This is a genomic window from Bacillus sp. Y3 (genome assembly GCF_008123875.1).
GTDB classification, from domain to species: Bacteria; Bacillota; Bacilli; order Bacillales; family Bacillaceae; genus Bacillus; species Bacillus altitudinis.
Map to the genome: position 1 here is coordinate 777389 of NZ_VSSC01000003.1, position 22759 is coordinate 800147.

The following is a 22759-nucleotide window of genomic DNA, read 5'->3' on the forward strand; positions in this document are numbered from 1 at the left end:
AACATGATGATTGAACAAATTATGGAGCGTGATGTGATCACGCTGCGCAAAACCGATACGATTGAAGAAGCCATTCAAAAAATGAGTGCACATCACATTCGGCATATTCCCATCGTATCTGAGCAGGGATCTGTCATTGGGATGGTGACAGATCGGGATATTAAAAATGCCAGTCCAAGTATTTTTGAAACAGAGAAAAGGCAGCTTTTTATTCAGCGGCCGGTTGAAGACATCATGGTGCTAGAGACGATTACCGCTCATCCGCTTGATTTCGTTGAGGAGATTTCAAGTGTCTTGTTTGAACACGGAATTGGCTGTCTTCCCGTTGTGAGACGCGGCAAGCTTGTAGGGATCATCACAAAAACAGATTTACTTCGTACGTTTGTAAGACTAACAGGTGCAGATCAGCCTGGATCACATTTAGAGGTTGAAGTAGCGCAAGTGACAGAGGGTCTTGCAGACATTACGTCCATTTTAAAAGAGCAGCATATTCAAATGCTGAGTGTACTCGTGTACCCACATGCCAATGAATCCTCTAAAGTGCTCGTCTTCCGCCTTCAAACGATGCATGCTGATCATGTGACGAAGCTAATTCGTGCAAAAGGCTATAAGGTGCTATGGCCTATGGAGCAGACGATCAAATGAAGGAAGCGACCTTTGTTTTTTCACCATCTTTTCAAACGTACCAGTTTCACCAAGATCATCCCTTCAATCAGCTTCGCGTCTACTTAACTTATGATCTTCTTCAAAAAATGAAGGCATTAACGGATGATGAGATTGTCGCACCTCGTATGGCGACGCTGGAGGAATTAAAGCTTGTCCATACAGCAGACTACATTCAAGCAGTACAGCGGGCAAGTGAAGGAAAACTGTCCACCGCAGAGGGGGAACGTTATGGTCTTGGCACTGAGGACACCCCGATGTTTGCAGGGATGCATGAGGCTGCTTCTCTCCTTGTTGGCGGAACATTAACAGCGGTTGATCAAGTGATGCTTGGACATTCGCAGCATGCGCTCAATCTTGGTGGCGGGCTTCACCATGGATTTAAAGGACGTGCTTCTGGCTTTTGTATTTATAATGACAGCTCTGTGGCCATTCAGTATATTCAAAAGACATATGGCGCTAGAATTTTATATATTGATACAGATGCTCATCATGGCGATGGTGTCCAGTTTAGCTTCTATGATGATCCAGAGGTATGTACTGTTTCCATTCATGAAACAGGGCGCTATTTGTTCCCTGGAACTGGACAAGTACAGGAAAGGGGTCATGATAAAGGCTATGGCTATGCATATAATATCCCGCTTGACGCATTTACAGAAGACGAATCATTTTTAGAAGCCTATCGAACAGCAGTGACAGAGATTGCTGCTTTTTTTAAACCAGATGTCATTTTGACGCAAAATGGAGCAGATGCCCACTATTATGACCCTTTGACGCATTTATCTGCTACCATGAAAATATATGAGGAAATTCCTAGAATTGCCCATGAGCTGGCGCATCAATATTGTGATGGAAAATGGATCGCTGTGGGCGGAGGCGGCTATGATATTTGGCGTGTCGTCCCAAGAGCATGGAGCCGCATTTGGCTTGAGATGAAAGGCATCACACCACCAGATGCACTTTCTCAGGAATGGATTCGGGCATGGGAAAAACAATCACCTGTTCCGCTTCCATCCACATGGCTAGATCCTGACGATCTATATCCACCGATTCCAAGAAGAGCAGAAATTACAGAAAAAAATGCACAAACGGTAGAAAAAGCACTCATGCCTGTTCGACGAGAAAAGAAAAAGGCATAAAGAAAGCAGGCGTCCACTGATCAAGTGAGCCTGCTTTCTTTTTTATTTCGTCGATTGTCTTTCTTCGATTCTATGTGGCAATTCAACAATTTGATCTTCTACTTGTTCTTTGTTCATGAGCTTTGTCAGCAGTCTCATCGCAACAGCGCCAATATCGTAAGTCGGCTGAACAACTGTTGTCAATTGAGGGCGCACCATGAGGGATAGTCTTGTGTTATCAAAACCAATCACTTCTAAATCTTCAGGAATTGATACGCCTCTGTCCTGCGCTCCATGAATGACACCTAGCGCCATTTCGTCAGTAGCTGCAATCACAGCCGTCGGCTTGTCAGATTGATCAAGCAGATTAGCGAGCGCTTCAATACCAGAGTCATATGAGTAGTCTCCTTCAGCAACAAGCGCTTCGTCAAATACGATACCAGCTTCTTCAAGCGCACGCTTATAACCAGCAAGCTTTCTCATAGAGTTAATTGGTTCTGACATTGGTCCAGATACAAACGCAATTCGTTTATGTCCTTTTTCAACTAATAGCTGAACTGAATCATAAATGGCTTGTTCATAGTTAATGTTGACTGATGGCGTTTGTGCCTGCTCTTCAACAGATGCTGCAAGTACAATTGGTACAGGAGAGCGCTTAAATTCTTCCACATGCACATCTGTAATGTTTCCGCCCATAAAAACGATTCCATCTACTTGTTTGCCAAGCATTGTGTTTAACAAATGCAGTTCTTTATCAGTATTTTGGTCTGAGTTGCTCAAAATAATGTTGTACTTGTACATCGTCGCAATATCTTCAATTCCTCGTGCAAGCTCTGAATAGAAGATACTTGAAATATCAGGGATGATGACCCCAACTGTTGTGGTCTTTTTACTTGCAAGGCCTCGTGCGACTGCGTTCGGACGGTAGCCGAGACGATCAATTGCTTCAAGCACCTTTTTTCTTGTTGTTGGTTTTACGTTTGGATTACCATTAACAACGCGTGATACCGTTGCCATACTTACGTTTGCTTCTCTTGCTACATCATATATTGTAACATTATTCACATAAATCACTCCTTCAAATACACTTCATATCTATAGCATTCACCAATTGGATAGAGACATGTCAGATACGAGGAAAATAATATCCTATTTGTCATTAAAACGATGAAAAGAGACACATAATTTTTCAATCTACATCAAAATGACATTCTTTTATGAAATTATACACGTTTTTTCTTCATATGAAAACGTTCCCTTTCTTTTTATAACTAAATTAAACAAACTTTAATGAGCTTGTTACCTGTAAATTGAATCATATTTCACCAAAAATCGTCGCGAACGTCAGCTATGACAATGATCTTAGCAGATTCTATCGAATTTTAAAAATGAAAACATTGTGAACAAGCATATTTTTAGCTTGCAATGTGCTCTCTTCCTTTCATTGCCAATCTTAATCGTATTTTTTCATGAAAAAACCGCCGGGCTGTCATCCGGCGGCTTTTCTATTTATGATTATGCGTGAATGTTGACAAGTGGTCTTAACGCATCTAACCATTTTTCGAATTGTGGAATGTCCATTTGCTGCGCTGAGTCAGATAGGGCAACAGATGGATCTGGATGCACTTCTGCCATCACACCGTCTGCTCCAATCGCAAGAGCTGCTTTAGCTGTTGGAAGAAGTAGATCTCTGCGTCCTGTTGAGTGTGTCACGTCAACAAAGACTGGTAAATGTGTCTCTTGTTTCAAGATTGGCACAGCCGAGATATCTAGTGTATTTCTTGTGGCTGTTTCGTATGTGCGGATGCCTCGCTCGCAAAGGATGATTTGGTCATTTCCTTGTGCGATGATGTATTCAGCTGCATTGATGAATTCTGAAATTGTTGCTGCTAGACCGCGTTTTAAAAGAACTGGTTTGTTCACTGATCCAGCTTCTTTTAAAAGCTCGAAGTTCTGCATGTTACGTGCTCCAATTTGGATGACATCGATATGCTCAATCGCTTCTTCAATATGAGCAGGATTCACGATTTCACTAATAACTGCAAGACCGTATTCATCTGCTACACGTTTTAGAATTTTTAGACCGTCTACGCCAAGTCCTTGGAAGTCGTATGGACTTGTGCGAGGCTTAAATGCGCCGCCACGAAGAAGTTTTAGTCCCTGCTGTTTCGCTGCTGCCGCTACTTCTGCAACTTGCTCGTAGCTTTCAACGGCACATGGTCCAACGATGAAACGTTGTTTTCCGTCACCGATCGCTTCTCCATTGATATTTACAATTGTATTTTCAGGTTTTTTCTTACGAGAAACAAGAAGTGCTTTGCTGTGGTCATCTTCTTGAAGCTCTAAACCTGCTTTGAAAATTTCTTTGAAAATATGTTGAATCGTTGAATTTTCAAATGGGCCATCATTTTCTTCAAGAATTTGATTAAGCATTGTGCGCTCTCTGACAGGGTCATAACGGTTGACACCTTGCGCTTCTTTTGCCTTTCCAATTTCTTTTACAATGTTTCCTCTTTCATTGATCAGTTTTAAGATTTGAAGATTTAGTTCATCTGCTTGCTGTCTCAATTGTTCCAATTCATTGTTGCTCATTTTTGTCATCCTTTCCTCTGCCCGCTCTCGCTTTTTATTTTTGATCTCTTATAATAGGGTTTATTATAAACAAAGATTTCGGAATTGTCACGAAAAAATTCTTTATTACCCAAACGCTTTTAAGCGATAAAGTATTATGTGTAAGATTATAGCATACTTTTGATGCAAGTAAACCTTTTTTATAAAAAAACGTCAGCAATCGCTGACGTTTTTCTACATGTTATGTTCAAGCGCTTCTTTTGTAATGCTTGAGTGAGAAGCATGCCACTTTACTTTGCCACCGCTAAAGATGAGTGCCTGCGGGCTTTCGTGCTTGATCCCTGACTTTTCAGTCACATAGGATGAAAGCTCTCTTGTGTTTTGAATTTGCAAGAAATAAGCAGGAACATCCTCATGTTCTGACGCAAACGCTTCAAACTCTTGAAAAGCAGCTTGGCTAATTGGACATGTCAAACTGTGCTTAAAAAAGACAAAGGTTCCGTCTTGATTCGTTAGTTGATCAAACTGTTCTTCTGTTTCTATGAGTTGTTTAGACATGATGTGCTCCTTCCTAACTTAAGCAGCGAGTTAGCCTTTCGTAGATTGTTCTACTTTTGCTTTGACATCTTTGATGCCGTCTTCAATGTCTGCTTTTGCTTCTTGTGCTCTTACTTTTGCTTCATCTGCTACATCTGAAGCTTCATTTGCAATATTTGCTGCAGCATCTTCTGCTTCGCTTTTTACTTGTTTAGCTTTTCCAGCTGTACGATCTTTTATGTCTTTTACTTTGTCTAAAATCTGGTTTGACTGCTCTGCTACGAGCTGAGACAATTCAGATGTTTTGTCTTTCGCAATCGTCACATATTCAGTGCCTTTTTCCTTTGCATCTGTTGTGAGACGATCTGTTTTTTCTTTTAGGGCATTCGCTTGGGTGTTCAAATCATCGCGAAGCTCTTTCCCTGACTTTGGTGCTAAAAATAATGCCGTTGTTGCACCGATAATGCCACCGATAAGTGTTCCGATCAAAAAGTCTTTGCTATTGATTCCGTCTTTGCTCATGATTATTCCTCCTATGCGAAAATGGTTGATTATTGTTGTTTACGCTGTTTCCATTTTTTATAGATTTCAAGTGCTGCGTTACTCCAGCTTACCACATCCGTGACTTTCTCTTGATTTCGTTCAACGGATGAAGAAACCGCACCAGCTGCCTGCTTTATGCTTGTATTAAATTGGTTGATCGAGCCACCAATTCCCTGCACCGCATCCACAACTGTGTTAAGTTTTGCCGATTTGTCTTGAATATCTTCAGCAAGCTGATTGGTCTTATGTAGCAACTGTGCTGTCTCTGTGGTGATGCCTTGCATCTGTCCTTCAAGACCTTCTAAAGTTGATGCGACATTCTTTAATGTCAGCTGTAAGGATTTCAATGTTTTGGACAAGTAGATGACAAGAATGAGGAAAGCGATTGCGATGAGTGCAACGCTTAAATAGAGAATAATAATCATCTGATACCTCCTTTGCTGCGGGCATATTCAATTCAATACCCTCTCGTTGTATCATTCAAACATCGCCTAGAATGACCGATTGAATAATAATTCTACACTTATTCGCCAATTCCTGTCCACAGCGAACGAAAAAAAGCGGCACATCTTGTCACATTTAGCCCCTTTGTCACATTTTATTCAAAATAAAAAAGCGCCGATTGAATCGGCACTTTTTGACAGGCAATTATACTGCGACTTTCTCATAAGCACGAAGATACTTTTGAATATCTCCTGCTCCCATAAAGACCAAGATCGCATTTTCATGTGTTTTCAGCACAGATGTCTCTTCTTCTTCAATCAATTGGGCTTGCGGAATTTTTTCCCGCAAATCTTCAATGCTTAGTTTCCCAATGTTTTCACGAGCTGAACCGAAAATATCACAGAGGTATACATAGTCTGCTTTTTTCAGACTGTCTGCAAATTCACTTAAAAATTGCTGTGTACGAGTGAAAGTGTGCGGCTGGAAGACTGCTACAATATCACGGTCTGGATACTTCTGGCGAGCTGCTTCGATCGTGACTTCAATTTCAGTCGGATGGTGCGCATAATCGTCAATTAAGACTTGTTCACCGACTACTTTTTCATTAAAGCGTCGTTTCACACCGCCAAATGTCGTTAAAGCACCTTTGATGAGCTCTACATCAATGGCCTCATAGTGGCATAATGCAATGACCGCTAATGAGTTAAGGACATTGTGGTTTCCGTAAGCAGGAATGTAGAAGGTATCATAAAACGTATTACGTACAAATACATCAAATGTGGTGCCTTCTGTGTTTTTCACAACATTTCGTGCTTGGAAATCATTTTCTTCATTGAATCCGTAGTACACAACAGGTACTTTTGCTTGGATCTTGAGAAGATGCTCGTCATCACCGCAAGCGATGATGGCTTTTTTCACTTGAAGTGCCATGTTTTGAAACGCATCAAACACGTCATCAATATCCGTGAAATAATCAGGGTGATCAAAATCAATATTGGTCATGATCGCATAATCTGGATGGTAGCTGAGGAAATGTCTGCGGTATTCGCACGCTTCAAATACAAAATACTCGCTGTTTTCTTTCCCCATTCCAGATCCATCACCGATTAAGTAGGAAGTTGGTTTTGCCGCTTGCATCACATGTGCAAGCAGACCTGTTGTCGATGTTTTACCATGAGCACCAGTAATTGCAACGTTTGTGAATGAATCCATGTATTCTCCAAGAAATTTATGATAACGAATAACAGGAATCCCTTCAGAAAGAGCACGCTCAATCTCAGGGTGTGTATCTGGGAATGCATTTCCTGCAATCACCGTCATCCCTGGCTGAATATTATCTGGGTCAAATGGAAGAATTTTAATATTTCGTTCTTCTAATGCTTTTTGTGTAAAGATATGTTTTTCGATATCCGATCCTTGGACAGTATACCCAGTATCATGAAGAATTTGGGCCAGTGGACTCATACCTGTCCCTTTTATTCCAACAAAATGATAAACAGTCATAATTGTACCTCCAACAAACGTCTATCTGACTTACAGTATATGACGCTCATTTCAATTTGCAACTTGTGATTTTTGTCTCTAGCTGATCACAAATCGCAGCTCCAAATAAAGATTTTTTTCCGATCTTCCTATTCTAATCAATATTAACTATGATTAGTATCCGACAACTTTCCCATTTCTAACACCTGCTTTCGCTCATTTTCATTAAAAAGCGTTCAGACAGGCATGCGAAAAGCGTCCAATTCAAAAATTGCACCTATGTGCTATCATACCATGTTTATCAAAAAAATGAAGTGGTTTGTTTAGATCAATTGTTCTAAGTCACTCAGTGTCATGAGGACCTCTCTTGGCTTACTACCTTTTGCCCCAGAGATCATCCCTTCACGTTCCATCATATCAATCAATCTCGCTGCTCGATTGTAGCCAATTCTAAATCTTCTTTGCAAACTGGATGTACTTGCACTATTTTGCTCGATGGCGAATCGGCATGCGTCCATAAACAATTCATCTTCGTCTGTAATGGCAGAGCCTTGGAGCATCAATTCTTCCTGTTCAAAAAGGAACACAGGTTTGCGCTGTTTTCTCACATGCGCTACCACTTCATCAATCTCTCGATCTGATACAAAGTTCCCTTGTAGTCTTGTCGGTTTGCCAGAGCCATTTTCTAAGAACAGCATGTCTCCTTTTCCGAGAAGCTTTTCAGCACCTGCCATATCAATAATGGTTCTTGAATCCACTTGGCTTGAAACAGAGAATGCAATTCTTGTTGGGATGTTTGCTTTAATAAGGCCTGTAATGACATCAACAGAAGGTCTTTGCGTCGCAATGAGTAAGTGAATCCCGCATGCTCTTGCTTTTTGGGCAATTCGGCAAATGCTTTCTTCGACTTCATTTGGTGCGACCATCATTAAATCAGCCAGCTCATCAATGACAACGACGAGATATGGCAGTTTTTCACCCATTTGTTTTTCTTTCACCAGTTCGTTAAATCGTTTGATTTCTCTCACACCAGAGTGTGCAAACAGTTCATAGCGTCTTTCCATTTCATCTACTACCCATTTCAAAGCAGCTGTTGCTGTCTTGGCATCGGTAATAACTGGACTCACAAGATGCGGAATGTGATTATACGGCGCCAGTTCAACCATTTTAGGGTCGATTAACAGCATTTTCACTTCATCAGGTGAGGCTTTAAACATCAGGCTTACGAGAATGGTATTAATACAGACACTTTTCCCTGAACCTGTTGCTCCGGCAATTAAGCCGTGCGGCATTTTTTGCAAATCAACCACAACGGGCTGACCGGAAATATCCAATCCGAGCGCCGCCGTTAATGGAGATGGATTGTCTCTAAAGGCACTGCTTCTGATCATTTCTCTCAAGAAAACCATTTTACTGTGAAGGTTCGGCACTTCGATTCCAATCGTGTTCTTCCCAGGAATCGGCGCTTCGATTCGAATATCTTTTGCAGACAAACTGAGTTTGATATCATCTGACAGGTTTGTAATTTTGTTCACTTTCACGCCTGGTTCAGGATGCACTTCAAATCTTGTAACAGAAGGACCTTGTGTCACATGAACAACACTTGCTCTGACATTGAAGTTTTTCAGTGTGGCATTGAGCAGTTCTGCCCGTTCTTTCACCCATGTTCCGTCCTCTTCTTTTTGTGCTGGCGGAACGTCTAAAAGGGCTAAACTAGGAAATACATAGCCTTGTGCATCTGCCGTTTTCTTCTGTCCTTGCACGCGCTGATCACTTTTTAACATCATGACGTTAAAAGGAACGGTGGAGGTTTGACCGCTTGAGCGCTTTGGCTGTGGAGAAGACGGTTTTGGTTCTTCACGTTTTATTTCAGGCGTTTCTTCAGGTGTTTCCTCAAGCTCTTCTGCCATATCCGCAGCGATCTCTGCTTGTCCAGAGTCAGCAAATTCATCTGATGCTTCTTCAACTGACATGACTTCATCATCTGTTAATTTTTCTTCCGGCAGAGAATCATCATCTAGCGAATCTTGTATGATCATCGGTTCTTCTTGTTCAAATGCTGCCGCTGACACGTCTGCTTGACTTTCTTCTATCCATGCAGTCTCTGCTCTTTCCTCCATAGCCTCTATGTTCTTCTCTTCCAGCACCGCAGTTGCTTCTACTGGGCTTTCTATCTCCATGTCGAGTGCTGGTGATGGGCTTTCAGCTGTTTCAAATGTAAAGCTCTCTTTTTTCTGAGCATCATCTTCAAGCGGAATCATCGGCTCTTCTTGTTCAATGGTGACTGTCTGTTCTTCCTCCATCTCTAGAGGCTCGTTAGATGCTTCAGCTTGCTCCATATGTAAGAATGCTTCCCGATCGTCTTTGGTCTGTGACAAAGCTTGATCTTGATCCTCTGTCTCACTGAAAGGCTCGTCATATAAACGTTCCATCGTTGATTGAACGTGATCTTGATAAGCGAGTTCCTCTTGCAAAGTAAGCGGGGTCGTGACAGGTTGCTTCTCTACTTGTTCTGCTGTTTGGGCTGACATCATGTCTTCCATACGTTGTTCTTTTCGTATAGACGGGATGTTCATTTGCTGTCTTACATTCCGTTCACGCTCTGCTTCTTCTGATAACAGTGTGACACGCTGTGACGTTTCTTCTGCCGATTTCATTTTGACAGAAGATGTGTCTTCTTTGGCTGCTGCATGTTTTGGACGCATATCCTGGTGGTAGCCATAGATCGGTGAAGGGATTTGCTCTGGTTTAAAAGGCTTTTTATTGAGATCAGGCTGCACCGTTTGTTTTGGCTGATAGGTCGTCTGCTTTGCCTTTGGCTGACTTGGCCGCGTGCGCCTTCTTTCTTGCTGCTTTGCTGCCTCACGTGCAGGTTCATCTGGAACGAGAGGAAAGCGGAAATTGCCTTTTGGATATTCATAATACACTTTCGTATCTTCAACTTTTTTATATTCTTTATGCTGTTCAACAGCTGGCTGCTTTGGTGCAATCGGACCTGTTTCAGGCCTCTCAGCTTTTTCTTCTTTTTTTTCTTCTCCTAAAAATACACTAAAAAATTTATCTAACCAACTCATCATTTATCACTCACTTTAACTCCCCTTACGTTTTCTTGGGCGATTTTTAGTATACCATTGCTTTTTCATGCAGAAAAGCGAGAAAAGTGCTACGCTTTGCTGTTCATGCTGTCTGTAGATGAAAAAAAGTCACTAAGTACGTACTTAGTGACTTTTGGTATAACACATTCTTCGCTCATTTGTACCCGTTTATGGGAGGTTACGCTTCAAATGGCTCGCCAGCTTGGTGGCTTCCTTCTAGAACAAGGATTCCTTTTTCAGCAGGCGCATTCGGAAGATCTAATTCTTTTGCAGAACAAATCATTCCGCTTGAAGGAACACCTCTTAGTTCAGCATCTTTGATCACCAAACCGCTCGGCATCACAGCACCGACCTTTGCAACCACAACATATTGACCTTGATCAACGTTTGGTGCACCGCACACGATTTGTAAGGTTTCATCGCCAACATCTACTTGGCAAATGTTCAGTTTATCTGCATTCGGATGTTTTTCTTTTTCCTTCACATAACCGACCACAAACTTAGGTGATAGATCAACTGTTAATGTTTCACTGACACCGTTGCGGTTCAAAATTTCATTGATATCTTGAACAAGCGTTTCAGAAAGCGGTACAGATCCGTTTTCTTCAATTTTCATGTAAGTAGATGCATTGAAAATATTAAAACCTGTTGTTTCTTTTGTGTCTTGATTGAAGATTCTTACGACATCTCCAAACGTTTCATGACCTACTTCTTCTCTTGTTACATCTTTCAATGAAATAAGGAGTGTGTCGCCGACACCTTCTGCATTATAAAAAACGTTCATTCTTCAAAATTCCCTTCTACTGCTGTTTTGGTCTGCTTTTTGCAAGAATAAAGATCGGTTCAAGCTTGCCTTCGTCATATAAAAATGACAAGGCCGTAATCGGAACCGTGCCGCTGGCGAAGAAGCTCATCGACATTTGCCCTAAAATATCATAGCCTGATTCATTGCGTACATCTGCAATGATGAACACATCTTGATGGGGAACGGAAATAGCCATTTGCCCCTCTACTTTTTGCGCGTATTCTTGTAAAATCGATTCATTTAAAATTCTGCTTGCATCGTACCCGTCATTTGCACGGAAGAAATAAAAACGGTTGCCCGCCACTTCATCCATTTTCACGACAGTCTTTAGTGAACGGACGTTAAAACTTGCGGTTTCTCTGATTCGTTCTTTTGTCCAGTTTTCCTTTTGCAGCATCTTCTCGTCAATTAATCTGTAGGTGCTTCCAAGGTCAAGTGCATAGTAGATTCTTGTCTCTGCTGTATGCTCATCAAAAACGAGCGGAATCTCATCACTTGATGTTTCTGGAAAGGACGTTGAACGAATGACCGGATAAATGTGCTTCTCTTTACCTGAGATGTGCTGCGCTTCACCTTTCATAGCGCTGAGCGCTTCTTTCACATAATAAACGATCTCATCCAGTGTTTCATCAGGCTTTACTTCCCACTTTGCAATAATCGGCGGGAGCTCAAGCGTGATGCCCTTTCCTGTATGTTTATCTTCCACACGAAGCGTATCTTTTTCCCTGTCAAACTGGTGGGTCCAGCTGTCGTTCGTCAGACGGCTTTTCAATTGATTGGCCAGCTGTCTTGATGTCATTTTCGCCATAATAAGACTCTCCTTTCGTTATTTAGAAAGAGAATCTGTTAAAAATGCTTCAATCTCTTCCTTTGTCTTACGATCTTTGCTGACAAAACGGTTGATCTCTTGTCCGTTTTTAAAGACTAAAAAGCTTGGAATTCCGTAAATTTCCCACTCTGCACAAGTGTCGATGAACTGATCTCTATCCACATAGAAGTATTCAAATTCTGGATAGTTTGCTTCAAGCTCTGGCAAAAACGGCTCAATAAATGTGCAGTCCGGGCACCAGTCAGCTGAAAATAGTAATACGGTTAAGTCTTCTTGAATCACTTTTTGTAATTCTTCGTTTGATTCAATTTTTTTCATGTTTGATTCCTCCAGTTTGTATACTTAAATCTCCGAATTGTATATAGCCTTTCTTTCTCATCCATTCTGATACTACCAAACTAATCACTGCCGGGCCAACGATATGCAAGAGAGCAATAGCGAGGAAAACGGAAGGATGAAATCCCATGACTGTGAGTGTCATGAGCTGGCCGACAAGACCGCTCGTTCCCATACCCGCTCCTGCCGCATTATTGACCATCCCAAAGCCAATGATACCAATTGGCGCAAGAATCAGTCCTGCAATCGTCGGCGGAATGAGAATGAGTGGATTTTTCACAATGTTCGGCAGCTGTAGTTTTGATGTTCCAATGCCTACCGCAGCAAGACCGCCAAAACGATTTTCTCTAAATCCTGCAGCAGCAAAGCCGACCATCTGCGCACAGCAGCCAATCGTTGCCGCACCAGCAGCAAGACCGCTTAAATCAAGCATCAGCGCAAGCGCAGCGCTTGAAATCGGTGAGCTAAGAGCAAGTCCAACAATGGTTGCAACCAGCATGCCCATGATGAGTGGACTTTGGTCAGTCCCCCATACGATCAGCCTGCCGAGCCCTGTCATCACCGCCTGAATCCCAGGGCCGATGAAAGCAGCGGTGAGAAAACCTGTGATAATGGTCACAAGCGGCGTTAAAATAATATCAATTCTTGTCTCACCACTGATCAGTTTGCCTAATTCCACACCAATGAGAGCAGCCACGAAGCTTCCAGCAGGTCCCCCAAGCTCTGCTCCAGCGGCACCTGAAACAACACTTGCGAAAATAATTAAAGGAGAAGCGTTTAAGCGATAAGCAACCGCTACGCCAATTGCTGGTCCCATTAGCCCCATAGCGAGCGTTCCCATTTCCACGATGAGAGGAAATGATAACAGGCCGCCTGCTGTTTTTAAAATCAGCCCTACCACTAATGTAGCAAATAGACCTAAAGCCATATAAGAGAGTGCATCAATAAAATACACCTTTGGCGAAAGGGAAATACCCTTTCTTTTTAAATAAGTCATCAACGTCGTCTTCCTGCTTTCTCATAGGAAAGACGAAGAGGCCTGTCCTTCCCATTATATGTAGTCTTCTTACGATGAAAAATAGTCTCTACCATGAATATCATAATCATATTTTTTTTGCTTTATCAAGCACTTCTTGTGTAACATGAAAAGAAACAGGGCAAACCTTTACTAAGTTTGTGCACAAGGAGGAGATTGTTATGCAATTAACGGTTTATTTAGCTGGAGAAATCCATAGCCAGTGGCGCGATGAAATTAAGGAAAAAAGCCAGTCTTTGAAACTGCCAGTGACGTTTGTTGGTCCAATGGAGAATCATGACCGATCAGATAACATCGGAGAAGATATTTTAGGCGGACAGCCAAATGCCATCTTGAAAGACGATGCGGCTTCTGATTTGAACAATTTCCGCACCGAACTATTATTAAATAAGGCAGACGTCGTCATCGCCCGCTTTGGTGAGAAATATAAACAGTGGAACACGGCAATGGATGCTTCTTCTGCCATCGCCAAAGGAAAACCCCTTATTTTGATTCGTCCTAAAGAATTACATCATCCACTAAAGGAACTATCAAACAAAGCAAATATCACTGTCGAAACAGTGAATCAAGCAATTAAGGCGTTGTCATACGTGTTTGAACAGGAATAAGAAAAAGGGCTAAAATGAACTTGATTTTAGCCCTTTTCTTCTTTTCAGCGTGATAGAAAACCTTTGCAGTCTAGGAAGGACGAGTACTGGCGCGGAGCGAATTTATCATTCGTGAGCACCAGCACGCAGGACTGACACCGAATGCGAGGGTTTGTCTACACGCTGAAGGCTGTGCTCTTAAAAGAGGCAGCCTTTTTCTTATCGTTTACACTTGTTGATAAATCGAATCCACCGTGCTTTGATCACAATTTTTCACAAGACGAACAATTAATTCTTTTGCCGCTGCATAATCGTCCACATGCAAGACAGAGTGACTTGTATGAATGTAACGCGCACATACACCAATAACAGCAGACGGTACACCTTGATTTGAGATATGAACACGTCCAGCATCCGTACCGCCCGGCGATACGAAATATTGATATGGAATATTGTTTGTTTCAGCTGTATCGAGGACAAATTCTCTCATGCCTCGATGCGTAATCATCGTGCGATCATAAATACGAAGAAGTGCACCTTTTCCAAGCTGGCCAAATTGTGATTTGTCTCCCGTCACATCATTTGCAGGACTCGCATCTAGAGCAAAGAACAGATCCGGCTGAATCATATTCGCAGCTACCTCAGCCCCTCTGAGCCCTACTTCCTCTTGTACGGTTGCACCTGAATACAATTGACATGAGAGGGTTTCGTCTTTTAATTCTTTCAATAATTCAATGGCAAGTCCGCACCCATAGCGGTTATCCCAAGCTTTGGCTAAAATCTTTTTTGGATTGGCCATTGGGGTAAAGACCGTTGCAGGAACGATTTGCTGCCCTGGGCGAACGCCAAGTTCTTTCGCTTCTTCTTCACTGTCTGCACCAATATCAATGAGCATATCTGACGGTTTTACTGGTTTGCTTTTTTGTTCTGGTGTCAGAAGGTGAGGAGGTGTGCTCGATACAACGCCCGGAATTGGCCCGTGATCCGTATGAACATCCACGCGCTGCGCAAGCATCACTTGACTCCACCAGCCGCCAAGTGTTTGAAAACGAATCATTCCATTTTTCGTAATGGATGACACCATAAAGCCGACTTCATCCATATGACCAGCCACCATAATCTTCGGCGCGTTCTCTGGACCTTTGCGGACGCCAAACACTCCGCCAAGACGATCCTGTATGAGTTCATCGGAATATTTCTCAAGTTCCTTTTTCATAAAAGCACGCACATGGTGCTCATTACCTGGAGTCCCCTGTAATTCTGTTAAATTTCGGAAAAGCGACATTGTTTCTTCGTTCATTTGACAGTTACCCTCATTTCTATGTAATGACCATATAAATTCCTATAAAAATAACACTCACTTTATACTATAAGAATTCTTTCGGTTTTCCAAGTATCTCTCCAGAAATTTTGAATATGCTTTCAAGTATTCGGATTTCTTAACATCGCTGGACAAGTTTTGTATAATGGAAAAAACAGCAATACGGAGGTGCAGCACGTTGAAGTTAAAACATGTTCTGATTGGTGCGAGTATAGGCGTAGCCGCTGCAATTGTTGCAAAGAAAGTCTTTTTCCCTACGTATATCTCGTCTGAAAAAGCGTTAAAAATTGTGAAATCTGCTTTTAAACAGCGCGGCCCGATTGATGGCTCTTGGATTTATACTGTACCAGAACCGTATACCGTAAATGGTGAAACGATTGATGTGTACAAATCTGGCATTACACGCTCCGCCTTTGGCGAGCTTGAACAGTATGAAGTCATGATTGATGCAAAAACAGGCATGATCGTTGATGTCATTGATTCTGTTGCTTAATAAGAAAGCTTCGCAAAGACAAGTCCTTGCGAAGCTTTTTTAGATGGCTTTGATTTTTTTGTATACAGGGTGCCACATGGCGTCTTGCACAGCCTGAATGAGATCATCAGGGGTTTCTTCCGCAATTCCTTCGTCAATCGCTGCTTGTGCCACACGGACAGCCACTGTCGCTGAAACCGTTCTGAGCTGATCAACACTTGGAAGCATCGCAGCACCCGGTTTTCCGACATTGACCATGCTCGCAATCGCTTCAGCACTCGCAACAAACATGCTGTCTGTCATGAGGCGGGCTTTACACACAATCGTTCCAAGGCCAAGCCCTGGAAACACAAGGGCATTATTTGCCTGCCCAATTTCATATGTCACACCACCATATTCAACTGGATCAAACGGACTTCCCGTTGTGACAAGCGCACGTCCTTCTGTCCATTCAATGAGATCTTCCGGCTTTGCCTCTGAAAGAGGTGTCGGGTTAGACATCGGTAAAATCGATGGCCGCTCTACATGTGACGCCATTTCTTTCACAATTTCCTCTGTAAATGCCCCACCTACAGTTGAGGTACCAATTAAGATCGTAGGTTTCGCCTGCTTCACGACCTCTAACAAATCAATGGAATGCTTTGGACCATTACGTGCATAATCCTTCACTTCATCAGAACGTCTTGCATACGGCTTTTGGAATGGCTGAATGTCGGGTGAATCATCTGTGAGCAATCCCGTTTTATCAATACACCAGAAATGATCATATGATTCCTCTTCTTTGACACCATCTCGCACGATGGCATCACGAATTTGCTCGGCTATACCAATCCCTGCTGTACCTGCTCCAAAGATCACGATTCGGTGATCTTTCAGCGGAACCTTCGATGCTTTTGCACAAGCCAGAACGGCAGCAAGTGAGACGGCTCCAGTTCCTTGAATATCATCATTAAATGTACAAATACGGTCCTTATATTTTTCCAAAATGGCGCGCGCATTTTTTGTACCGAAGTCTTCCCAGTGAAGAAGTGCATTTGGAAAAGTCGCACGGGCAAGCTCAACATATTGATCAATAAACTGATCATAGCGCTCTCCTCGAACGCGGGAGTGCTGATTTCCCACATAAAGCGGATCATTTAAAAGGCTTTCCTGGTTAGTCCCAGCATCAAGCACCACTGCCAGCACACGGCTAGGATCAATACCTGCTGCAGCTGTATAAACAGCCAGTTTTCCGACTGAAATGGCGATTCCGCCAACACCCCAGTCACCGATGCCTAAAATTCCTTCTGCATCTGTTGCGACAATGAGGTCAATTGATTCATCCACTCCGTAAGATGCAAAAATTTCTTCCATTCCTTCTAGGTCATCAATGGATAAATAAATTCCTCTTGGCTTTCTATACTCGTGGCTGTAACGCTGAATCGCTGTTCCTACGGTCGGTGTGTAAACAATCGGCAGCATTTCTGCCAAATGCTCATTTAATAATTTATAAAAGAGCACTTCATTTCTGTCATGAAGCGCAGTTAAATAAACATTTTTCCCAAGTGCGTCTGGCTGTGCTTTGAACTGTTCATATGCACGCTTAGCTTGATCTTCTAGGGTTAACACCTTCGGCGGCAGAAATCCTTTTAACCCAAGCTCTTCCCGCTCTTCCTTTGTAAATGCGACTCCTTTGTTTAAATAAGGGACAGACATGACTTCGATCCCTCTTAACGGTGTCTCGATGACATCACCATGTACACGATAAAATTGATTCACCTGCACTCTTCCTTTCACAAGTTCATTTTGTCGTTATTTTGTGTGAAAGGCGAAAAAACATACAGATGATCTTTTATCTTCCGGTTTCTCTTTTGACCTCATGGGTCATTGCCCCGTCTTCATCCCACTTTACAGCACGGTAGATGGCATCATGATAAAACAAGTACCATGCATTGTTTTCTTCGGCAAATGCCTGCCATTTTTGCTTCGCCGGGATCGAAGTCATTGGATAATCATCGTATGCCAAGACCCAAAGCGGGTTTTTATGAGCGTGTGTCGGCATGATATCCGCTAAATGAATAGCTGTTTCTCCCTGACTTGTGAGCGTTAAGATGCTATGCCCATTGCTATGTCCACCTGTATGATGCAGGCGAATGCCTTCTGTTACTTCGATGCTATCTTCAAATGTCATGACTTGATCGGCAACAGGCTCCCAGTTTTCTTTCCAATATGTATTTCTTGAGCGGATGTTCGGTGCTCTCATTTCGTCCCATTCAATTTTGGACGTGATGATTTTTGCCTGCTGAAAAACAGACACGAGCTCATCGCCTTCACGTTTTGTCAGCCCGCTTGCATGATCAAAATGCAAATGAGTCATTAAGACGTAATCTATATCAGATGGGCGCAAACCGAGAGCCGCAAGTGATTCTTCTATTTTCGTTTCCTCTGTGACGCCATAATTGCGTTTTTGTTTCTCTGTCAGCTTCCCTGATCCGATGCCGGAATCTACTAACAGATGAAGACCGTTCCACCGTATGAGCATTGGATCACACCGTAATTCAATTTGATTTCGATCATTCACAGGGTATTTTTTTGACCATAATGGCTTTGGCACCACGCCAAACATGGCACCGCCATCCATGTGTGTATCTCCCCCATTTAACCAGAACAGTTCCATTTCACCTATTTTCATTGTCTCCATTGCTGTCATCCCTCCTTTTTCTATCGTAGCAAATACAAAGGAAAATCGCATGTGCTAATCTTTTTATCAAAAAAAGCTGACCGCAATCGTTCGTTGCAGCCAGCTTTGTTCGCTTGTTATTCAGGGAATTTCACTTCTGATCGATAGATCGGTTGTCCCATGGAAGAGAATTTCTCTTCATATTCTGTCATGACATTTCCTTCGAGGCCATCCTCATGTAAATCAAGGCTCACATACGTTAAAAGGAGTCCGTAAGACGAAAAGCTTTTCAAGGAATATTCAAATAGTCCGCGGTTATCGGTTTTGAAATGTAATTCACCGCCTGGACGGAGGATCTGTTCATATCGCTTTAAAAAGGCTTTAAACGTCAACCTACGTTTTTCATGCCTTGATTTTGGCCACGGATCAGAGAAGTTTAAATACACCCGGTCAATCTCATTTTCCGCAAAGACATCTGTCAGTGTCTCTGCGTTGATATTTAGAAGCTTTACGTTTTCTACATCTGTTTCTTTGATTTTATCGACTGCCGTCACAATGACACTTTTAAATAATTCAATGCCGATATAGTTTATCTCAGGATGAAGCTTGCCCATTCCGGCAATAAAGCTTCCTTTTCCTGTACCGACTTCGATATGGATTGGATGATCATTTCCAAACAGCTCATGCCATTTCCCTTTGTATTGTTCAGGGTTGGCTAAAGCAATATGAGCATTTTCAGCTAAATAATCATCCGCCCACGGTTTATGTCGCATTCTCAATTTGATACACCTCTATTTTCTTTACATTTTATCAAGATACCATGAAACATAAAGAGCCGCAAGACAGCATCTTATCCGCACATATGAAAAAGACCAGCTGCTAATTGGGCTGGTCTGCTTCATGTATAAAATCAAAGCTGAATGCACAGTTTAACCACATAAATGACACGCCTTGAAAGGAGCATACGTATGGGATTAAACCGCCAACATCAGCTTCAATTAATCAAAGATATTTTAACTGATCACCAGCTAGATTGCTGCGGGACTGTTGCAGAATATGAACAGGTGGGACGCGTGATTCAATTAATGCTGGCAAAAGAAGATTTGGATGCTGACGTTCGTCAGCTACTAACAGATATTTATGATTACAGCCAAAAAGGCACCTCTGTCAGTTCAATTGATGCACATATCGAAGCGCATCAATCGCATCTATCTAACTGGGTCGAGAACATTCCACTGTCTTAATGGATGTTTAACCGTTTTAAAAGTGCATGTAGCTCGGCTTGCACTTCTTTTTGCGCCTTTTCATTTCCTTTTCTTTTATGCCAAACGACAAACGAGACGGTTTCAGCCAGCACATACCATGCCATGCGTTTTCGCAAGTTGTCGGTCAGCGGAGCACCATACATAGAGAGCCAGCTTTCCCAGTTCTCTTCTTCAACATAATGGTATAAGAGCGGTCCAAGATCAATCGCTGGATCCGCAATCATTGCCCCGTCCCAATCAATTAAATAGAGCTGGTTTTCATCTGTCAGCAGCCAATTATTATGGTTGAGGTCACAATGGCATACGACCTTATCCTCGTAATGAACTGCCTCCACATGTTTCTCTAAATACTGGATGGCACGCGTGATATCATGTGAGTCAATCTGCTCTTTTAAGATCGATGCCTTGAGATGCATCAAGATCGATGCCGGGTCAAGCGAGTGCTTTTCTAATCGTTTCAGCATATCGAGCAGCTCTTTTGATGTATGAATTTTTCTTAGCTGCTCTGCTACAGGACGGTCATTCATGTCCTTTGGCTTCAACTCTCTCCCGCTCAGCCAGTGCTGTGCAGTGATGACATCCCCATTTTCCATCCGTTTTGTCCAGACAAGCTTCGGCACAATGCCTTCAGCTGACAAAACCGCAAGAAACGGTGACGTATTGCGTTTTAAAAATAGCTTTTGGTCATTGTGTGTTGCGAAGTACGCATCTCCCGTAGCGCCTCCAGCAGGAGAGATGTGCCATTCGCTACCTAATATTTGTCCCAACCAGTTCATATCAATTTTCAACCCATCATTTCTTAAAATATTTTAAATCATGCTTTTTTAGTCGACAAAATTCAGCCGATTGAGATCAATTGGCTGTTTATTTTTTATTTATATGATCATAAAAACAAAAAGGACAGCTATTGAGAATGAGATGCTAAACAATAGCCGTCCTATAGATTTTATCGCTACCTTCTTATACTCGTCAAGCAAAACTAGAAAAACAGGACAAGAACCTTATGAAAAGGGAAGTCTTTTTTCATGTTTCTTTTGCTCGTGCGCACACTGGCTGCTTCTTAGCCACGTAATTTTAACGATCGCTCACTAGCCTTAACAAACACTGGAGTGGCGCCAATCACTTCTCCATCGGCATGAAATAGGATTTTTTCATCTGCCTCCAAGTAGGCTTCTTCATGCTGAAAAAGGGTGACTCCCTCCATTACAAGGTGCTTTTTAAAAACCATTGCACTTAAAAATAAGAGGACTTTCAATGGATTCAAATCCGTGACAACGATTGTTTGAAATCCTGATTGCCTCGCACTTGCTTCCGGCGCTGCTTCCAGCCCGCCTCCATAATATGGGTGATTACATACGATCACAAACCACACTTGGCGAAAAACTTTTCTCTCATTTTCAATAAAAAGAGCAAGGTCAAACGGTTTGAATGACCATAAAGAATGTAGAAAAGACAGCGGGTAGATGATAAACCCGAGTTTGAGTCGATTGAGCCACTTTTTCCCTCTAAAATGGACCGTTCTCTTCAAGACATGTGCATCAAACCCTACACCAATATGATTGAGAAAAAGAACAGATTGCGGACTTTCTGCATGATCTTGAAAGGAGCCGAGAGAAAATGTTTTCGTCAACATCCTCTTTTGTTTTCTCACTTCTTTGATCACATCATGACGCTGGATGCCCAGCCCCTTCGCAGCATCATTCCAATGACCTGCTGGGACAAAGCTTAGCTGCACATGATCAATTTCTTTTAAACCATTCAGTACTTCATGAAATGTGCCGTCACCGCCAATGACGATCAGCCGTTTCAATCTGTCGTCTTGCATAGCGCTAATCTGTCTCGCCAAAACTTCGGCATGTCCTTCATGCTGGGTAAGAAACGATCTGTAGGAGATCTCTACCTTTTGTAATTCTTTCTCTATGCTTCTCCAAGTGCGGAGTCCTTTTCCTTGTCCTGCTGCTGGATTGACGATAAAGTACCATTCATTCATATATTAGCTCCACTCAGGTCTCAATTTTTGGTGACCTTGATATGCCTTTAATCGAGCCATTCCTGCCTTCTCTTGCTGTCTGATTCACCATAAGCAAGCAATGCCTTTGTCGCCTTAAATTGCTGGTGCTTTGTCGGCGCGGTGTTTTTCCGCTGCTTGTCAAACCAATCCTCCGCTTTCTTCTTATCGACAACCTCCATCCCGAATGGAACTTCGGGCAAATCAATATACGAAGTGCGGCTGATGAGGATTTTTTTCACAGGAAGCTCTACACCACTTTGCTGTAAAATTTTTGACACAACAGTTCCAGAGCGAAGAAGGCTTGCGCAAGGGTTCAAGACGGATTGAACAGCTTTTCCAGTCGCCCGCTTTTCCCAAAAACGTTCCTTTGATCCAATATATACGCTGTCTGGCTCTGCTTCTAAGAAAGATAAACAGATGACTTCAAGCGGCGTAATGAGCACTGGACACAATTCCATCTCAGCTTTTTGAATGAGCAGCACCGGCTTGTACATCACAAAATAAGAATCTGGCAGCTGCCTTGCAAGCATCCGCAGCTTTTCATCATATCGAATGTGGTGAGAGACAGTTGAAATATGAGAAATCGTCGAGCTGGCCCATTTTAACTGAACATCGTAAAGATGATCTTTAAAAAAGTGAATCAGCTTCGTTTCATCGGTAGGAACGTTTGTAAAAACACCTTGTTCTATATCTGTTGGCTCGTTAAAAAGACTCAGGTCACGTTCCTTTTTCATATCGGCTTCTTTTTGCTTTCTTTTTAAGGAGAATTTCTTTCTCTTTTCTTCCTCTTGCTCAGGTGCTTGCTCGGTGGCTTGGTCAGCCTGCTTTTGCACCTGCTCTTTGGAAGCCTTTTTTAACTCGTCCCATCTTTGTTTTTTCAACCGAATAAACTGATTGATGTAATGATGCGGGTCTTGTTCATATCGTGATATATAATCTTGGATTTTAATAATTTGCGCCATCTGCTGCTCACTCCAACCTCTAG

At 42.4% G+C, this 22759-nt stretch carries 23 protein-coding genes; 5 read left to right on the forward strand and 18 right to left on the reverse strand.

The window, feature by feature from the left end; genetic code table 11:
- Positions 1-3 precede the first annotated feature (3 nt).
- Both FXF70_RS09070 and FXF70_RS09075 read left to right on the forward strand, forming a co-directional pair.
- Entirely contained in the window at positions 4-645 is a 642-nt protein-coding gene (locus FXF70_RS09070; protein ID WP_076822436.1) for a CBS and ACT domain-containing protein, read from the forward strand.
- Complete coding sequence (locus FXF70_RS09075; RefSeq protein ID WP_148780163.1) at positions 642-1802, forward strand: acetoin utilization protein AcuC; 1161 nt, start codon at positions 642-644, stop codon at positions 1800-1802. Before FXF70_RS09070 ends, FXF70_RS09075 begins: the two co-directional genes overlap by 4 nt.
- A gap of 42 nt (positions 1803-1844) precedes the next feature.
- Here FXF70_RS09075 and ccpA read toward each other — a convergent pair whose 3' ends face one another.
- From ccpA to FXF70_RS09130, 11 genes are all read right to left on the reverse strand, one after another.
- Positions 1845-2846, reverse strand: coding sequence for a catabolite control protein A (ccpA, locus tag FXF70_RS09080; RefSeq protein WP_035702055.1), 1002 nt, complete (start codon positions 2844-2846; stop codon positions 1845-1847).
- A gap of 450 nt (positions 2847-3296) precedes the next feature.
- The gene (locus FXF70_RS09085) at positions 3297-4373 is read right to left on the reverse strand and encodes a bifunctional 3-deoxy-7-phosphoheptulonate synthase/chorismate mutase (RefSeq protein ID WP_017358315.1); all 1077 of its coding nucleotides are present in this window, start codon (positions 4371-4373) and stop codon (positions 3297-3299) included.
- A 213-nt stretch (positions 4374-4586) separates the two neighbouring features.
- Complete coding sequence (gene ytxJ / locus FXF70_RS09090; protein WP_007501805.1) at positions 4587-4910, reverse strand: bacillithiol system redox-active protein YtxJ; 324 nt, start codon at positions 4908-4910, stop codon at positions 4587-4589.
- A gap of 30 nt (positions 4911-4940) precedes the next feature.
- Positions 4941-5411 (reverse strand): YtxH domain-containing protein, encoded by a 471-nt coding sequence (locus tag FXF70_RS09095; RefSeq protein WP_017358316.1) that lies wholly within the window; start codon positions 5409-5411, stop codon positions 4941-4943.
- A gap of 29 nt (positions 5412-5440) precedes the next feature.
- Positions 5441-5857, reverse strand: a complete 417-nt coding sequence (locus FXF70_RS09100) for a DUF948 domain-containing protein (protein WP_017367864.1) — start codon at positions 5855-5857, stop codon at positions 5441-5443.
- Between the two features lie 223 nt (positions 5858-6080).
- The gene (murC, locus tag FXF70_RS09105; protein WP_046526506.1) at positions 6081-7379 is read right to left on the reverse strand and encodes a UDP-N-acetylmuramate--L-alanine ligase; all 1299 of its coding nucleotides are present in this window, start codon (positions 7377-7379) and stop codon (positions 6081-6083) included.
- Positions 7380-7681: 302 nt separating this feature from the next.
- Positions 7682-10435: a DNA translocase FtsK gene (locus FXF70_RS09110; protein ID WP_148780131.1), complete on the reverse strand. Its 2754-nt coding sequence runs from the start codon at positions 10433-10435 to the stop codon at positions 7682-7684.
- Positions 10436-10631: 196 nt separating this feature from the next.
- Positions 10632-11237, reverse strand: a complete 606-nt coding sequence (gene ytpR / locus FXF70_RS09115) for a YtpR family tRNA-binding protein (RefSeq protein WP_035702057.1) — start codon at positions 11235-11237, stop codon at positions 10632-10634.
- Between the two features lie 16 nt (positions 11238-11253).
- Entirely contained in the window at positions 11254-12066 is an 813-nt protein-coding gene (locus FXF70_RS09120) for a DUF1444 domain-containing protein (protein ID WP_008343044.1), read from the reverse strand.
- Positions 12067-12084: 18 nt separating this feature from the next.
- Entirely contained in the window at positions 12085-12405 is a 321-nt protein-coding gene (locus FXF70_RS09125; protein WP_003217665.1) for a thioredoxin family protein, read from the reverse strand.
- Complete coding sequence (locus FXF70_RS09130; protein WP_019743715.1) at positions 12392-13420, reverse strand: PTS sugar transporter subunit IIC; 1029 nt, start codon at positions 13418-13420, stop codon at positions 12392-12394. The genes FXF70_RS09125 and FXF70_RS09130 overlap by 14 nt, the downstream gene beginning before the upstream one ends.
- Before the next feature lie 200 nt (positions 13421-13620).
- On the opposite strand from FXF70_RS09130, the gene FXF70_RS09135 reads away from it, so the two are divergent.
- On the forward strand, positions 13621-14067 hold the full coding sequence (locus tag FXF70_RS09135; RefSeq protein WP_007501817.1) for a YtoQ family protein: 447 nt from the start codon (positions 13621-13623) through the stop codon (positions 14065-14067).
- Positions 14068-14272: 205 nt separating this feature from the next.
- Here the strand turns inward: FXF70_RS09135 and FXF70_RS09140 are convergent, their stop codons facing one another.
- Positions 14273-15346: a M42 family metallopeptidase gene (locus FXF70_RS09140; protein ID WP_008343043.1), complete on the reverse strand. Its 1074-nt coding sequence runs from the start codon at positions 15344-15346 to the stop codon at positions 14273-14275.
- A gap of 199 nt (positions 15347-15545) precedes the next feature.
- Between FXF70_RS09140 and FXF70_RS09145 the strand changes: the two genes are divergently transcribed.
- Entirely contained in the window at positions 15546-15860 is a 315-nt protein-coding gene (locus tag FXF70_RS09145; protein ID WP_003217759.1) for a PepSY domain-containing protein, read from the forward strand.
- A 39-nt stretch (positions 15861-15899) separates the two neighbouring features.
- On the opposite strand, the gene FXF70_RS09150 is transcribed toward FXF70_RS09145, so the two are convergent.
- From FXF70_RS09150 to trmB, 3 genes are all read right to left on the reverse strand, one after another.
- Positions 15900-17597: an NAD-dependent malic enzyme gene (locus tag FXF70_RS09150; protein ID WP_148780132.1), complete on the reverse strand. Its 1698-nt coding sequence runs from the start codon at positions 17595-17597 to the stop codon at positions 15900-15902.
- Between the two features lie 73 nt (positions 17598-17670).
- Entirely contained in the window at positions 17671-18519 is an 849-nt protein-coding gene (locus tag FXF70_RS09155) for a YtnP family quorum-quenching lactonase (protein WP_035391091.1), read from the reverse strand.
- Between the two features lie 116 nt (positions 18520-18635).
- Positions 18636-19277 (reverse strand): tRNA (guanosine(46)-N7)-methyltransferase TrmB, encoded by a 642-nt coding sequence (gene trmB / locus FXF70_RS09160; protein WP_025207815.1) that lies wholly within the window; start codon positions 19275-19277, stop codon positions 18636-18638.
- 189 nt (positions 19278-19466) lie between these two features.
- On the opposite strand from trmB, the gene FXF70_RS09165 reads away from it, so the two are divergent.
- Positions 19467-19742 (forward strand): YtzH-like family protein, encoded by a 276-nt coding sequence (locus tag FXF70_RS09165; protein ID WP_017358323.1) that lies wholly within the window; start codon positions 19467-19469, stop codon positions 19740-19742.
- Here the strand turns inward: FXF70_RS09165 and FXF70_RS09170 are convergent.
- The 3 genes from FXF70_RS09170 to FXF70_RS09180 form a co-directional block, all read right to left on the reverse strand.
- Positions 19739-20539 carry a phosphotransferase family protein gene (locus tag FXF70_RS09170; protein ID WP_170916852.1) on the reverse strand — a complete coding sequence of 267 codons (801 nt, stop codon included), beginning with the start codon at positions 20537-20539 and terminating at the stop codon, positions 19739-19741. The genes FXF70_RS09165 and FXF70_RS09170 overlap by 4 nt on opposite strands.
- A 284-nt stretch (positions 20540-20823) precedes the next feature.
- Positions 20824-21753, reverse strand: a complete 930-nt coding sequence (locus FXF70_RS09175; protein ID WP_007501831.1) for a YegS/Rv2252/BmrU family lipid kinase — start codon at positions 21751-21753, stop codon at positions 20824-20826.
- A 47-nt stretch (positions 21754-21800) separates the two neighbouring features.
- Positions 21801-22736 (reverse strand): hypothetical protein, encoded by a 936-nt coding sequence (locus FXF70_RS09180; RefSeq protein ID WP_017367870.1) that lies wholly within the window; start codon positions 22734-22736, stop codon positions 21801-21803.
- Positions 22737-22759 lie beyond the last annotated feature (23 nt).

What these genes read in the sequence shown, in the direction of transcription:
- FXF70_RS09070 (WP_076822436.1), top strand. Translation starts at nt 4, where the DNA reads ATGATGATTGAACAAATTATGGAGCGTGATGTGATCACGCTGCGCAAA.
- FXF70_RS09075 (WP_148780163.1), top strand. Translation starts at nt 642, where the DNA reads ATGAAGGAAGCGACCTTTGTTTTTTCACCATCTTTTCAAACGTACCAG.
- FXF70_RS09085 (WP_017358315.1), bottom strand. Translation starts at nt 4,373, where the DNA reads ATGAGCAACAATGAATTGGAACAATTGAGACAGCAAGCAGATGAACTA.
- ytxJ (WP_007501805.1), bottom strand. Translation starts at nt 4,910, where the DNA reads ATGTCTAAACAACTCATAGAAACAGAAGAACAGTTTGATCAACTAACG.
- FXF70_RS09095 (WP_017358316.1), bottom strand. Translation starts at nt 5,411, where the DNA reads ATGAGCAAAGACGGAATCAATAGCAAAGACTTTTTGATCGGAACACTT.
- FXF70_RS09100 (WP_017367864.1), bottom strand. Translation starts at nt 5,857, where the DNA reads ATGATTATTATTCTCTATTTAAGCGTTGCACTCATCGCAATCGCTTTC.
- murC (WP_046526506.1), bottom strand. Translation starts at nt 7,379, where the DNA reads ATGACTGTTTATCATTTTGTTGGAATAAAAGGGACAGGTATGAGTCCA.
- FXF70_RS09110 (WP_148780131.1), bottom strand. Translation starts at nt 10,435, where the DNA reads ATGATGAGTTGGTTAGATAAATTTTTTAGTGTATTTTTAGGAGAAGAA.
- ytpR (WP_035702057.1), bottom strand. Translation starts at nt 11,237, where the DNA reads ATGAACGTTTTTTATAATGCAGAAGGTGTCGGCGACACACTCCTTATT.
- FXF70_RS09120 (WP_008343044.1), bottom strand. Translation starts at nt 12,066, where the DNA reads ATGGCGAAAATGACATCAAGACAGCTGGCCAATCAATTGAAAAGCCGT.
- FXF70_RS09125 (WP_003217665.1), bottom strand. Translation starts at nt 12,405, where the DNA reads ATGAAAAAAATTGAATCAAACGAAGAATTACAAAAAGTGATTCAAGAA.
- FXF70_RS09130 (WP_019743715.1), bottom strand. Translation starts at nt 13,420, where the DNA reads ATGACTTATTTAAAAAGAAAGGGTATTTCCCTTTCGCCAAAGGTGTAT.
- FXF70_RS09135 (WP_007501817.1), top strand. Translation starts at nt 13,621, where the DNA reads ATGCAATTAACGGTTTATTTAGCTGGAGAAATCCATAGCCAGTGGCGC.
- FXF70_RS09140 (WP_008343043.1), bottom strand. Translation starts at nt 15,346, where the DNA reads ATGAACGAAGAAACAATGTCGCTTTTCCGAAATTTAACAGAATTACAG.
- FXF70_RS09155 (WP_035391091.1), bottom strand. Translation starts at nt 18,519, where the DNA reads ATGGAGACAATGAAAATAGGTGAAATGGAACTGTTCTGGTTAAATGGG.
- FXF70_RS09165 (WP_017358323.1), top strand. Translation starts at nt 19,467, where the DNA reads ATGGGATTAAACCGCCAACATCAGCTTCAATTAATCAAAGATATTTTA.
- FXF70_RS09170 (WP_170916852.1), bottom strand. Translation starts at nt 20,539, where the DNA reads ATGAACTGGTTGGGACAAATATTAGGTAGCGAATGGCACATCTCTCCT.
- FXF70_RS09175 (WP_007501831.1), bottom strand. Translation starts at nt 21,753, where the DNA reads ATGAATGAATGGTACTTTATCGTCAATCCAGCAGCAGGACAAGGAAAA.
- FXF70_RS09180 (WP_017367870.1), bottom strand. Translation starts at nt 22,736, where the DNA reads ATGGCGCAAATTATTAAAATCCAAGATTATATATCACGATATGAACAA.